Source organism: Delftia sp. 60, from assembly GCF_002754395.1.
Taxonomy (GTDB): domain Bacteria; phylum Pseudomonadota; class Gammaproteobacteria; order Burkholderiales; family Burkholderiaceae_C; genus Comamonas; species Comamonas acidovorans.
This window is the reverse complement of record NZ_PEFD01000001.1, coordinates 1,995,204-2,008,206: the sequence shown is the minus strand read 5'-3', so window position 1 is coordinate 2,008,206 and position 13,003 is coordinate 1,995,204. Positions and strand designations below refer to the sequence as shown.

General features: G+C 69.6%; 9 protein-coding genes. 6 read left to right on the top strand and 3 right to left on the bottom strand.

Annotated elements, in window-relative coordinates:
- Positions 1-362: 362 nt before the first annotated feature.
- Complete coding sequence (locus tag CLV01_RS09060; protein WP_099734499.1) at positions 363-1,751, bottom strand: hypothetical protein; 1,389 nt, start codon at positions 1,749-1,751, stop codon at positions 363-365.
- Between the two features lie 145 nt (positions 1,752-1,896).
- Here CLV01_RS09060 and CLV01_RS09055 point away from each other — a divergent pair, with 145 nt between their 5' ends.
- Positions 1,897-2,826, top strand: coding sequence for a LysR family transcriptional regulator (locus CLV01_RS09055; protein WP_099734500.1), 930 nt, complete (start codon positions 1,897-1,899; stop codon positions 2,824-2,826).
- Between the two features lie 3 nt (positions 2,827-2,829).
- Entirely contained in the window at positions 2,830-3,759 is a 930-nt protein-coding gene (locus CLV01_RS09050) for a tripartite tricarboxylate transporter substrate binding protein (protein ID WP_097203289.1), read from the top strand.
- Between the two features lie 45 nt (positions 3,760-3,804).
- Here the strand turns inward: CLV01_RS09050 and CLV01_RS09045 are convergent, their stop codons facing one another.
- Positions 3,805-4,668, bottom strand: a complete 864-nt coding sequence (locus CLV01_RS09045) for a DMT family transporter (RefSeq protein WP_043825296.1) — start codon at positions 4,666-4,668, stop codon at positions 3,805-3,807.
- Between the two features lie 122 nt (positions 4,669-4,790).
- Here CLV01_RS09045 and CLV01_RS09040 point away from each other — a divergent pair, with 122 nt between their 5' ends.
- Positions 4,791-6,170 carry an aminotransferase-like domain-containing protein gene (locus CLV01_RS09040; protein WP_099734501.1) on the top strand — a complete coding sequence of 460 codons (1,380 nt, stop codon included), beginning with the start codon at positions 4,791-4,793 and terminating at the stop codon, positions 6,168-6,170.
- Here the strand turns inward: CLV01_RS09040 and CLV01_RS09035 are convergent.
- The gene (locus CLV01_RS09035; protein ID WP_012203814.1) at positions 6,167-6,754 is read right to left on the bottom strand and encodes a TetR/AcrR family transcriptional regulator; all 588 of its coding nucleotides are present in this window, start codon (positions 6,752-6,754) and stop codon (positions 6,167-6,169) included. The genes CLV01_RS09040 and CLV01_RS09035 overlap by 4 nt on opposite strands.
- A 95-nt stretch (positions 6,755-6,849) precedes the next feature.
- Here CLV01_RS09035 and CLV01_RS09030 point away from each other — a divergent pair, with 95 nt between their 5' ends.
- From CLV01_RS09030 to CLV01_RS09020, 3 genes are all read left to right on the top strand, one after another.
- Complete coding sequence (locus CLV01_RS09030) at positions 6,850-8,046, top strand: MFS transporter (RefSeq protein WP_013803871.1); 1,197 nt, start codon at positions 6,850-6,852, stop codon at positions 8,044-8,046.
- 169 nt (positions 8,047-8,215) lie between these two features.
- The gene (locus tag CLV01_RS09025; protein WP_099734502.1) at positions 8,216-10,741 is read left to right on the top strand and encodes a TonB-dependent siderophore receptor; all 2,526 of its coding nucleotides are present in this window, start codon (positions 8,216-8,218) and stop codon (positions 10,739-10,741) included.
- Between the two features lie 75 nt (positions 10,742-10,816).
- Positions 10,817-12,985 (top strand): TonB-dependent receptor, encoded by a 2,169-nt coding sequence (locus CLV01_RS09020; protein WP_043796444.1) that lies wholly within the window; start codon positions 10,817-10,819, stop codon positions 12,983-12,985.
- The last annotated feature ends 18 nt before the right edge of the window (positions 12,986-13,003 follow it).

Below are 13,003 nucleotides of genomic sequence, written 5' to 3'. Positions count from 1 at the left end.
AACCCCAGGCCGAGCGCAGCGAAGGCCCGAGCAAACTCCCCGTATGTCAGCGCCTGCGTCGGGCCGCCTGCGGGGTTGCAGTCCTGCCGAAGGACAGGACTGCTTCGTCATCTGACTCGCCGCAGTTGTCTGAACGGAGCGCGCAGCGCGCAGTGAGTTCTGCGGCGAACCCCGCAGGCGGCCCGACGCAGGTTGCCCCGCAGCGCAGCGAAGGGGTCGCGGACATCCGGGTCGTCTTTCTTTGGCCTACCTTTCTTTGACGAATCAAAGAAAGGTAGGTCGGCCGCCGGGCCGAGACCCGGCCCCGAAAAACAACCACCCGGCAGGGTCAAAAACTAACCCGTTGCAGGGAAAAAACCCGCTCACTGCAAAGAAGGCCGCTGCCTCTCAGGCACCCGAGTACTCAAAGAAGCCGGCACATAAGCCGCATCAAAACTACACCCCACCCCAAACTTGGCCTCATTAGCAGAACAGGCCGTAGCAATCCCCGCAGCAGTCGGCTTCACCCCCGCCTCCACCCACTGCATCAACGCAGTCATCAACGTGGGATAGGTCGCATCGCTGATATAGCTGTGCGTCCCCTGCCGCGTAAAGGTCTGCACCAGCCGGTCCCCACTGCCGCCCTGCTGCATCACCGCACGAAACCGCGCATCCAGCTCCACGAAGGCCGTGGGGTCGCTGATCCACTTGGCCGAGAGGACCGGCACGCCAATCTTGCCCAAGGGGTCGGTGTCATCGGCGAACTTGCGGTAGGCCGCAGGGTCGGCGCGGTAGCGCAGCACGCCGGCATTGAGCGCGGCATCGTCGGCCGAGCCGGCATAGACCGCACCCTCGTTGCCGAAGGGGCTGGCGCCGCCCGTGCGCTTGGCCGAGATGTCCTGGAAGTGCATGGTGCCCCAGTTCATGTGCGACTGGATGGCGCTTTCGGGGATCTTGATGACCTTGGTGATGGTGTCGATCTTCGCCTGCTGCGCGGCCGTGCGCTGGGCGGCGGGCTTGTCCAGCGCCAGGCATTCGTTCACGCGCAGGGCCACGTCGGCCTGGCGCATCTTGGCGTCTGCGGGCAGGCCCAGGTTGAGCGCGTACTGCGGCTCATTGGGGCGCGGGTGGTTGCCGCACAGGTACTGGTAGACCACGCGCAGATCGGTGCGGAAGTCATAGGCATGGGTGCCGCCGCCCAGCACGCCGCTGGTGAGCAGCACGCCGTCGTAGGGGCGCTCGCCCACGGTCTGCTCGTTGAACATTTCCGCGCCCTTGGCCGCCACGCCCGCACCCCAGGACTGGCCGTGCAGGATGGTGCGCTGCGGCTTGGCCACATGCTGGCGGAAGATGCCGCGCAGGCGCTCGGTGTCCTCTGCGGCGGCGCGCACTTCCACGCCGCCCTGGCGGTAGGTGGAGCCGGCCCAGGCGTAGCCTGCGCGCACCATGATGGACCAGCGCACCAGGTCTTCGGCCGCACGGTCGGCGGTGGGCGCGGCCAGGTCCGGGCCGCCGTGGGCGTGCAGCACAAGGGTGCCGTTCCACTGCGCGGGCTTGGCGATCAGGTAGTAGGCGCCCTTGGAGTCCTGCCCGGCCCAGCAGCTGACGCCTGCAGGAATCTCGGCAGGGCAGGCCGTGCTCTTGGGCGCGGTCTCGATGGAGGTGACCGGCCCGTGCAGCACGGCCGAGCCGCCGCCGCAGCCGGCCAGGGCGAGCGCGGCCAGCAGCGAGGCGCTGGCGGGACGCAGGGGGAAATACGCGGATGCTTGCATGTCTTGTCTCCTGTCTTGGCTTCTTGTTGGAAGTCACCTGCCGCGCCGCGTCAAGCGGTCGCATCGGTGACTGGACCGGATTCTGTAGAGGCTTGTCCAATATTTCAAAGATTTTTAGGATATCGGCTGGATACTTTTCACATATATGGAACTGCGCCATCTCCGTTACTTCCTGGCCGTGGCCGATACCGGCCACATCACGCGCGCGGCCGAACTGCTGGGCATGCAGCAGCCGCCGCTGTCGCAGCAGATCCGCGCGCTGGAGGAGGAGCTGGGCATTGCCCTGTTCCGGCGCCACCACAAGGGCGTGGACCTGACCGACGCGGGCCTGGAGCTGCAGGGCGAGGCCACGCGGCTGCTGGCCGACTTCACCGCCATGCGCGACCGCATGCAGGCCTTTGCGCGCGGCGAGCGCGGGCGCATCCATGTGGGCTTCACCAGCTCGGCGGCGGCCCATGCCTTCACGCCCGAGGTGCTGCGCCTGTGCCGTGGCCGCCATCCCGACATTGCGCTGGATGTGAGCGAGAACAATGCCGCCGAGATCACCGAGGCCGTGCAGGCCGGGCGCATGCACTGCGGCTTTCTGCGCGTGCCGGTGGCCCGGCCCGAAGGCCTGGTGTTCGAGACGCTGCTGCAGGAGCCCGCGCTGCTGGCCATTCCCGTGGACCACCGGCTGGCGCGCGATGCATCGCGGCCCGTGGCGCTCAGGCAGCTCGATGGCGAGCGCCTGATCCTTGTGCGGCGCACGGGCGCGCCGGGGCTGTATGCGAACCTGCTGGCGCTGTGCGCCCGGCACAAGGTACAGGTGGAGGTGGCCGCCGAGGTGGAACGCATGATGACCAATGTGAACCTGGTGGCGGCGGGCGTGGGCCTGTCCATCGTGCCGGCCTCGGTGCGCGGCGCCCATCCCGAGGCCGTGGTCTACCGCGCCTTCGAGCCCGCCGTGCGGCTGAGCGCCCCGCTCACCCTGGTGCATCGCGAGGCCGGCACGGAAACCGGCGGCGCAGGACCCGCGGCCACCTTCATCGCCCTGGCGCGCGAGCTGGCGCAGCGCCACCAGGCGCCGGGCGGCTGAGGCATGCGGGCACCGCAAGGCACCGATACCGGCCGGCGCGCCCTGCTGGCGGCGGGCGCCTGCGCGCTGGCCTGGCCCGCCCAGGCATTGCCGGCCCGGCCTGCCTGGCCGGGCGCCAGCGTGCGGATCGTGGTGGCCTACCCCGCAGGCGGTGTCAGCGACATGGTGGCCCGCGCCCTGGCCGAGCAACTGGCGCAGCAATGGGGCACGCCCGTGATCGTGGACAACCGCCCCGGCGCCAGCGGCACCGTGGCGCTGGAGCTGCTGGCGCGCAGCGCGCCCGACGGCCGCACCCTGGTCTTTGCCGCCGCCACCGCCGTGGGCCTGGCCGCAGCCTCCGTGACCCCCGTGGCCGGCGTGATGCGCACGCCCATGCTGCTGGTGGGCACGCCGGCGCTGAAGGCCGCAGATTTCGAGGGCATGCTGGCCGAGGCGCGCGGCATGCCCGGCGGCATACGCTGGGCCACCACGGGCGAGGGCACGACGGGCCACGCCGTGCTGCAGCGCATAGAGCAGGCCACGCGCATTCCCATCGTGCATGTGCCCTACAAGGGCGGGGGCCAGCAGCTCAACGATGCGCTGGCCGGGCATTTCGAGCTGCTGTCCACCAATGTGGCGCCGCTGCAGCTGCAGGCGCTGCGCGCGGGCCGCCTCAAGGCCCTGGCCGTGGGCGCGCCGCAGCGGCTGGCAGCCCTGCCCGATGTGCCCACGCTGGCGCAGCTGGGCCATGCGCAGGCCAACCTGGATTCGCTGTTCGGCCTGTTCGCGCCGCCGCAGATGGCGCCAGCGCTGGCCCAGCGCATCAATGCTGCGGTGGCCCAGGCGCTGCGCGCGCCGGCCATCCGCAGCCGGCTGGAGGCGGCCAGCAACCAGCCGTTCGAGGGTTCGGCCGCAGAGTTCGCGCAGCAGGTGATGCGCGAGGCCGGGCGCTGACCGCCCTGCATCGCTCCCCCGCACCACGCCCCGCACCGGACGGGCTCAGCGCGCGTACTTCTTCGCCCCGGCCACGCAGACCACGGCCGCCATGGTGACCAGCACCATGCCCCAGCTCACCTGCTCGTGCAGCAGCAGGGCCGCCAGGCCCAGGCCCATGAAGGGCTGCAGCAGCTGGATCTGGCCCACGGCCGCAATGCCGCCCTGGGCCAGGCCCCGGTACCAGAACACAAAGCCGATGAGCATGCTGAACAACGAGACATAGGCCAGGCCCAGCCATGCGGGCCGGCCCACATCGGCCAGCGATGCCGGCATGCTGATCAGGGCGGCCGGCAGCATGACGGGCAGGGCCAGCACCAGCGACCAGCTGATGACCTGCCAGCCGCCCAGCGTGCGCGACAGGCGCGCGCCCTCGGCATAGCCCAGGCCGCAGACGATGATGGCGGCCAGCATCAGCAGGTCGCCGCGCAGCGAGCCCCCGGCCCCGCCCACGGCCGCATAGCCGGCCACGAAGGCCGCGCCCGCCAGCGAGAACAGCCAGAAGGCCGGGCGCGGGCGCTCGCCGCCGCGCAGCACGGCGAACACGGCCGTGGACAGGGGCAGCAGGCCCACGAAGACGATGGAATGCGCCGAGGTGACGTACTGCAGCGCCAGCGCGGTCAGCAGCGGAAAGCCCACCACGCCGCCCAGCGCGCTCAGCGCCAGCGAAGGCATGTCGGCACGCGCGGGCCGGGGCTGGCGCAGCGCCAGCAGCATGGCCAGGGCCAGCAATGCCGCGATGCTGGCGCGCGCACAGGTCAGGAAGGTGGGGTCCAGGTCGGCGACCGCCACGCGGGTGGCCGGCAGCGATCCCGCAAAGATCGCCACGCCGATGAATCCGTTGATCCACCCGCTGCTTGTCTTGTCCATCAAAAGCTCCTTGGTTTGCAGCAGGCAGTGGGCCATTGCACGGCCGGATCTTCCATAGACAGTCCAATACAATTCAAAAGAACTGTTATGCACAAAAATCCACTACAGGAGAGAGAACAGCCATGCGCAGCGGCACACGCATCCAGGCGGTGATGGAAGAGATCCAGTCGCGCATCGCCGCGCGCACCTACCTGCCCGGCACGCGCCTGCCCTCGGTGCGCGCGCAGGCGCAGGCCATGCAGGTGTCGGTGTCCACGGTGGTGGAGGCCTATGAGCGGCTGGCGGCCGAGGGGGTGATCGCCTCGCGCCCGGGCTCGGGCTTTTATGTGGCGGGGCCGGTGGCGCCGCTGGCGCTGGGCGGTATCGGTCCGCGCGTGGACAGGGAGGTCGACCCCCTGTGGCTGGCCCGCCAGTCGCTGCAGGCAGATGCCCACGCGCTCAAGCCGGGCTGCGGCTGGCTGCCTCCTTCATGGCTGTACGAGGAAGGCGTGCGCCGCGCGCTGCGCTCCCTGGCGCGCTCGGGCACGCTGGAGCTGACGGAGTACGCAACGCCGCTGGGCCACCCGGCACTGCGCCGCCTGCTGGCGCGGCGCATGGCCGCCATGGGGCTGGAGACCTCGCCCGAGCAGATCCTGCTGACGGAGTCGGGCACGCACTCCATCGACCTGGTCTGCCGTTTCCTGCTGGAGCCCGGCGATACGGTGCTGATCGACGACCCCTGCTATTTCAATTTCCATGCGCTGCTCAAGGCGCACCGCGTGCAGGCCGTGAGCGTGCCCTACACGCCGCAGGGGCCCGACGTGGCCCGGTTCGCCGACGCGCTGCAGGCCCACTCGCCACGCCTGTACATCACCAATTCGGCCATCCACAACCCGACGGGCGCCACGCTGTCGCCACTGGTGGCGCACCGCATCCTGAAGCTGGCCGACAGCTCGGACCTGGTGATCGTGGAGGACGACATCTTCTGCGACCTGGAGACCCATGCGGCGCCCCGGCTGGCGGCCTTCGACGGCCTGTCGCGCGTGATCCAGATCGGCAGCTTCTCCAAGACGGTGTCGGCCTCGCTGCGCTGCGGCTTCATCGCGGCACGGCCCGACTGGACGCAGGACCTGGCGGACCTGAAGATCGCCACCAACTTCGGCGGCGGGCGCATGGCCGCCGACATCGTGCTGCGCACGCTGACCGACAGCGGCTACCGCAGGCACATGGAGTCCGTGCGGCTGCGGCTGGCGCAGGAGATGGAACGCACGGCCGCGCGGCTGCAGGCCCTGGGCATGAAGCCCTGGCTGGTGCCGCAGGCCGGCATGTTCCTGTGGTGCCAGTTGCCCGGGGGCATGGATGCCACGGCGCTTGCGCGCACCTGCCTGGAAGATGGCGTGGTGCTGGCGCCCGGCAATGCCTTCAGCCAGTCGCAGAGCGCGGGCGATTTCCTGCGCTTCAATGTGGCGCAGTGCGCGGATGCGCGGATCTTCGAGGTGCTGGCGCGGGCGCTGAAGGGCTAGGCCGTTTCAGCCTGCAGCAGGCCGCGCACCCGTGCCTGCACGTGTTCCAGGGACGGCGGCAGGTCGAACAGCACGCGGTAGACGATGGGTGCGGCCAGCGCGTCGATCAGGGTGTCCGCAGCGGGCATCGCCTCGCCACGCCGCGCTGCGCGCTCGCCGATCTGCGCCAGTTGCCCGCGCAGGATTTCCACGCACGCGCAGGGCGTGTGCTCGTTGCCCGCTGCGGCGGCCATGTCGCGCAGCATGGTGCGGCCCAGCGGCGAGGCCGATTCCTCCAGGAACTGCTCGGCCCAGGCCAGCAGGTCGCCCTCCAGCGTGCCCGTGTCCAGCGGCGGCGCCGTGGGCCGGATGATTTCCACGGCCACATCGGCCAGCAGTTGCTGTATGTCGCCCCAGCGCCGGTAGAGGGTGGACGGCGTCACGCCCGCCTGGGCGGCGATGAGCGGAAAGCTCAGTTCCTCGCGCGGCATGGTTTCCAGCAGGCCCTTGACGGTCTGGTAGACCGTGGCCTGGATGCGCGCGCTGCGTCCGCCGGGACGGGCGGGACCGCCTGTTTTGGAAAGGGATGGGACTTGCGTGCTCATGGTTATTAAAGCTAAAAATTTGCGTTAGCAGCGCACAAGCGCAGAATTCGCTAACGCAAAAACTTTGCATTAATTGTGCAGCAGGGCTCTTAACCATGTCGGTACTGCAACCATCCAACTCCACTCCCGCTGCCCGGCCCGGCCGCAGCCTGGCCGTCCTGGCCTTCGGCCTGGGCAGCTTCTTCGCCGCCTCCAGCGCGCCCACGCCGCTGTACCGGCTCTACCAGCAGGACTGGGGCTTTTCCTCCGGCATGCTGACCCTGGTCTTCGCGGTCTATGCGCTGAGCCTGCTGCTGGCCCTGCTCACCACGGGCGCGCTGTCGGACCACCTGGGCCGCAAGCCCGTGATCCTGGCGGCGCTGGTGCTGGAGATCGTCTCGCTGGCGGTGTTCGCCCGCGCGGGCGACGTGCAGGCCCTGGTGCTGGCGCGCGTGCTGCAGGGCTTTGCCACCGGCATGGCCAGTGCGGCCATGGGCGCGGCGCTGCTGGACCTGCACCGCGAGCGCGGCACGCTGGTGAGCACCATGGCGCCCATGGTCGGCATGGCGGCGGGCATTGTCGTGGCGGGCGAGTTCGCGCAGCTGTGGCGCCAGCAGCTGGGCCTGGTGTTCTGGCTCATGGCGCTGATCTTCGTGGCCGTGGCCGCCGCCATGGCCGTGCTGCCCGAGACGGGCGCGCGCCGCCCCGGCGCACTGGCCGCCATGCGCCCGCGCGTGCGGATTCCGGGCCAGGCCCGGGCCGACTTCATGCGCGTGCTGCCCATGAGCATCACGGTGTGGGCGCTGGGGGGCTTTTACCTGTCGCTGGGCCCGTCGATGATCCGCTCGGTCACGGGCTCGGAGGTCGCCGCCAGCTTTGCCGTGTGCATCAACACGCTGAGCGCCGCCGCCGCCATCTGGACGCTGCGCAGCCGTGCGCCGCGCGCCATGCTGCAGTTCGGCGGCAGCGGCCTGCTGGCCGGGGTGGCCCTGTTGCTGGTCGGCGCCCATCTGCAAAGCCTGCCCCTGGTGCTGGGCGCCTCGGTGGTGGCGGGCGCGGGCTTCGGCGTGGGCTTCCAGGGCGCGCTGCGCAGCGTGATCCCGCTGGCCGAGCCGCACGAGCGCGGCGCCCTGATCTCGGCCATCTACATCGCCAGCTACCTGGCGTTCAGCGTGCCGGCCATCGCAGCGGGCATGGCCGCCGCGCGCTTCGGCCTGTTGCCGGTCACCTATGCCTACGGCCTGATGCTGATGCTGTTCGCGGGCCTGGCGCTGGCGGGGACGCGCCAGCCCAGGCCGGTGGTGGTGTCCTGAGGCATTGATTGAAAAATAAAACCATAGCAATCCAGCCTTAATCCACCTGGTGATCAACGGAAAGTAACGGAGAAAATCTCAGCAGCGGCGCAAAAAAAGTCCAGCCGAACTTGCAGGATGGGCAGGGCTTGTTCGGCATACGGGGAGTCACACCACTTTTCCCAGCCCCATGCCCCGCCCCCTCCCCCACCAGCCCCAGGACGGCCTTGCAGCCGCCCGGGGCTGGCCTGCGTCCATGGGGATGGCTGGGGTGGCAGCGGTGCTGGGGGTGGCGATGCTGGTTGCCACGGCAGCGGACTGCGTCCATGCGGCGCCGTCCGCCCAGGCCGGCCAGGCAGCCCAGCGCAGCTTTTCGATTGCGGCCGGCCCGCTCACGCATGTGATCGCGCAGTACGCCAACCAGGCTGGCGTTGCGCTGTCGTTTGATGCCGCGCAGCTGGGCCGGCTGCAGTCCCCGGGGCTGCAGGGCAGCTATGGCGTGGAAGACGGTTTTGCCAGGCTGCTGCAGGGCACGGCGCTGCAGGCCGTGCGCGAGTCCAGCGGCGTCTATACGCTGCGGCCGCTGCCAGCGGCGGCCTCGGGCATCGGCGGGCAGACGCTGGGCACGGTCACGGTCCGGGCCACGGCGCCGGCCAGTGCCACGACCGAGGCATCGGACAGCTACGCGGCCAGCCTGGTCACGGGCTACAAGGGGCTTCAGTCGGTGCGCGACATCCCGCAGCCCGTGACCGTGCTCACACGCCAGTGGCTGGACGAGCAGGCCCTGCCCGACCTGCATGCCGTGCTGCAGCACACGCCGGGCGTGACGGTGGAGTACATCGACAGCGAGCGCATCGCCTATTACTCGCGCGGCTACCAGATCGATTCGCTGCAGGTGGACGGGCTCAATGTGAACCAGGTGGCCTCGGCCTCCACCTTCATCCAGCCCGACATGGCCATGCTGGACCGCGTGGAGGTGCTGCGCGGCGCCACGGGCCTGCTGCGTGGCGCGGGCTCGCCCTCGGCCATGGTGAACATGGTGCGCAAGCGGCCCACGGCGCAATGGCAGGGCTCGGCCGCGCTGACGCTGGGTTCCTGGGACCGCCAGCGCATGGAGGCCGACCTGTCCGGCCCTCTGAACGCAGCCGGCACGCTGCGCGGCCGGCTGGTGGCGCTGGCGGACGACAAGGCATCGTTCCAGACCGCGCGCAAGGAAAAGCGCCTGGGCCTGTACGGCGTGCTGGAGGCGGACCTGGGGCCGCGCACCACGCTCACGGCCGGCCTGCAGCACACGGACCTGCAAGCCACGGGCTCCTGGGGCGGCCTGCCTGCCGCCGCCGACGGCAGCCAGCTCGGCCTGCCGCGCAGCACCTACCTGGGCACGCCCTGGAATACCTGGGACCGCCACAACCAGCAGGCCTTTGCCGAGCTGGAGCACCGGATGGACAGCGGCTGGCAACTGAAGGCCCAGGCGGCGCACACGCGGTTTCGGTCGGACGGGTTCAAGCAGACCTCGTTTTCCAGGGCCAGCGACAGCAATCCCTACCTGTTCGACGTGAGCACCTCCATCTATGGCGGCGACGGCAGCACGCAGAACGCGCTGAGCCTGCTGGCCAGCGGCCCCTTCGAGGCCCTGGGCCGCAGGCACGAGCTGTCGCTGGGCGCCGACCTGCAGCGCATCCGCAGCACGGGGGCCACGGGCTACTGGGGCGTGAGCCCGCTGCGCAATGTGGACATCCGCGGCTGGAATCCGTACACCAGCTACCCCGAGCCCTTCTACAGCGAGGGCAACGGCAACACCTATTCATCGCCCGTGTCCCACATCCACCAGTACGGCGGATTCGCGCGGGCCCGGCTGTCGCTGACCGACTCGCTCACCGCCATTGCCGGTGCGCGCCTGAGCTGGTGGAGCTATCTCGAACCCGGCAATGCCCAAAGCGGCTACAGCGTGCGCCGCGAGCTGACGCCCTATGCGGGCCTGGTGCATGCGCTGTCGGACACGCTCGACGCCTATGCCAGCTACAGCGAGATCTTCAGCCCCCAGGACAAGAAGACCGCCGACGGCAGCATCCTGGCGCCCGCCCGGGGCGAGGACCTGGAGGCCGGGCTCAAGGGCAGTTTCATGAACGGCCGGCTGCAGGCCAGCGTGTCGGTGTTCCGCATCCAGCGCGTGGGCAGCGCCATGCAGGACACGGCATCGGCCATGCCCTGCCTGCCGTACTACCCGACCAGCCACTGCTTCATGGCCGGCGGCAAGAGCCGCAGCCAGGGCTGGGAGCTGGAGCTGTCCGGCGAGCCCGCGCCGGGCTGGCAGGTGCTGGCCGGCTACACCTACACCCAGGCCAGGTACCTGCGCGACGCCTCCGAGGCCAACGTGGGCCAGCCGCTGCGGCCCGTGGACCCGCGCCATGCGCTGCGCCTGTTTGCCAGCCACCGCTTCAAGGGGCCCTTGCAGGGATGGACCGCAGGCGCCGGCGTGCGGCTGCAAAGCGATGCCTACGCCAGCGTGGGCGATGTCACCACCCGCCAGGGTGGCTATGCGCTTTTTGACGCGCTGCTGGCCTACCGCCTGGACGACACCTACTCGCTGCAGCTGAACGTGAGCAACCTGCTGGACAAGCGCTACTACGCCAAGTTCTCGCCCAACAGCACCTACTTCAACAACTACTACGGCGATCCGCGCAACGTCACGGTGTCGCTGCGCGCGCGCTTCTAGGGCCACGGCCGGCCTGCCCTCCTTTCCCTGTTTTTCTTCCCCGGTTTTTCTTCACGGTTTTTCCAACCTTTGCACATGACTGCCATGACGCACCACAGCACTCCTGCGGACTTCCGCTTCGCTCCCCATCCCCTCACGCGCCTGATCCGCCAATGCCTGGGCGCCGGCCTGGCCCTGGCCGCCGTGGGCGTGGCGGCCCAGACGGCCGAGGGCCCGGCCCTCAAGGAGGTGACGGTGAGCGACCAGGCCGAGGCCATTGGCGGACTGCAAAAGACCTATGCCGGCGGCCAGATCGCGCGCGGCGGCGACCTGGGCATTCTGGGCAAGACCGACCAGATGAACGTGCCCTTCAGCACGACCAACTACACCTCGGAGCTGATCGAGAACCAGCAGGCGCTGACCATCGCCGACGTGGTGATGAACGACGCCTCGGTGCGCACCCTGCAGGCGCGCGGCGGCTATGGCGATGACTTCCAGGTGCGGGGCTTTTCCCTGTCCATGCGCGATGTGTCGGTGAACGGCCTGTACGGCCTGTCGCCCTCCACGCGCCTGCCGCTGGAGGTGATCGAGCGCGTGGAAGTGCTCAAGGGCCCCGGCTCGCTGACCAATGGCGTGGGTCCCAGCGGCAGCATCGGCGGCAGCATCAACGTGGTGACCAAGCGCGCGGGCGATGTGCCGCTGAACCGCCTGACCGCCACCTACATGGGCAAGGCCCAGTTCGGCACCCACCTGGACGTGGGCCGCCGCTTTGGCGAAGACAACCAGTGGGGCGTGCGCGTGAATGGCGTGTGGCGCAACGGCGAAGGCAACATCGACGGCGGCCGCCAGCGCCTGGGCCTGGCCTCGGTGGGCCTGGACTACGAAGGCCAGGGCCTGCGCTGGTCGCTGGACGCGCTGACCACCAGCGGCAAGACCACGGAATTCCGCCCGCAAAGCGCCTTCCTGGCCGGCATCACCCAGGTGCCCGCCGTGCCCGACAGCCGCACCAACTTCAACCCGGGCACGGAGCTGCTGGACAAGGCCAAGACCGTGATCTCGCGCGTGGAATACGACATCAACGCCAACACCTCCGTCTACGGCGGCGTGGGCTACAGCGATGTGTCCAGCGACCAGAGCTTCCCCACGGCCGTGCAGCGCATCGACTCGCTGGGCAACTTCACGGTGCGCAACGGCTTCTACGACGAGTTCAACAAGACCACCTCGGCCGACGTGGGCCTGCGCACGCGCTTCAAGACCGGCGCCATCGGCCACACCGTGGTGGCCGCGGCCAACTACATGGACCGCGAGAGCGGCTACTTCTACCAGCTGACCACCAAAGCCGTCCCCTCCAACATCTACAACCCCTCGCCCCTGCCGGCCATCGACTTCGTGCGCGGCGCGCCCACCAAGAACGCCGAGCTGACGCAGCACAGCCTGGCGCTGGCCGACACCATGGCGCTGTTCAGCGACCGCGTGCTGGTGACCGTGGGCCTGCGCGACCAGACCATCGACCAGAAGAACGCCAGCGGCACCACGCTGTACAAGGCCAGCGCCGTGACGCCGCTGGCCGGCGTGGTGTTCAAGCCGCAGAACAATGTCTCGGTCTACGCCAACTACACGGCGGGCCTGTCGGCAGGCGGCACGGCCGGGCCCAACACGGCCAATGCCGGCCAGGTGTTCGCGCCGCAGAAGTCCAAGCAGTACGAAGTGGGCGTGAAGGTGGACTGGGGCCGCATGACCACGCAGGCCGCGCTCTACCAGATCCAGCGCCCGGGCTCCATGACCGACCCGGTGACCAATGTCTACAGCTTCGGCGGCGAGACGCGCAACCGCGGCCTGGAGCTGACCGCCTACGGCGAGATCCACAAGGGCCTGCGCCTGCTGGCCAGCGCGGCCTTCAACAACGCCAAGCTCTCGCGCACGGCAGGCGGCGTGAACCAGGGCAACGATGCCAACGGCGTGCCCGAGCGCACCTTCAACCTGGGCCTGGACTGGGATACGCCCTGGGTGGAGGGTCTGAGCCTGAACGGTCGCGTGATCCACACCTCGTCCATGTACTACGACGCGGCCAACATCCTGCGCATGCCCGGCTGGACACGCCTGGACCTGGGTGCACGCCTGCGCACCCACGTGGCCGGCAAGCCGGTGGTGCTGCGCGCCAGCCTGGAGAACGTCAGCAACAAGAGCTACTGGGTGACTGCCGCCGGCTACACCACCACGGGCGCGCCGCGCACGCTGATGCTGTCGGCACAAGTGGACTTCTAAGCCCCCGGCCACCGGCAA

Bases quoted from the DNA above. Each gene is read 5' to 3' on its own strand.
- CLV01_RS09060 (WP_099734499.1), bottom strand. From the start codon at position 1,751: ATGCAAGCATCCGCGTATTTCCCCCTGCGTCCCGCCAGCGCCTCGCTG.
- CLV01_RS09055 (WP_099734500.1), top strand. From the start codon at position 1,897: ATGGAACTGCGCCATCTCCGTTACTTCCTGGCCGTGGCCGATACCGGC.
- CLV01_RS09050 (WP_097203289.1), top strand. From the start codon at position 2,830: ATGCGGGCACCGCAAGGCACCGATACCGGCCGGCGCGCCCTGCTGGCG.
- CLV01_RS09045 (WP_043825296.1), bottom strand. From the start codon at position 4,668: ATGGACAAGACAAGCAGCGGGTGGATCAACGGATTCATCGGCGTGGCG.
- CLV01_RS09040 (WP_099734501.1), top strand. From the start codon at position 4,791: ATGCGCAGCGGCACACGCATCCAGGCGGTGATGGAAGAGATCCAGTCG.
- CLV01_RS09035 (WP_012203814.1), bottom strand. From the start codon at position 6,754: ATGAGCACGCAAGTCCCATCCCTTTCCAAAACAGGCGGTCCCGCCCGT.
- CLV01_RS09030 (WP_013803871.1), top strand. From the start codon at position 6,850: ATGTCGGTACTGCAACCATCCAACTCCACTCCCGCTGCCCGGCCCGGC.
- CLV01_RS09025 (WP_099734502.1), top strand. From the start codon at position 8,216: ATGCCCCGCCCCCTCCCCCACCAGCCCCAGGACGGCCTTGCAGCCGCC.
- CLV01_RS09020 (WP_043796444.1), top strand. From the start codon at position 10,817: ATGACTGCCATGACGCACCACAGCACTCCTGCGGACTTCCGCTTCGCT.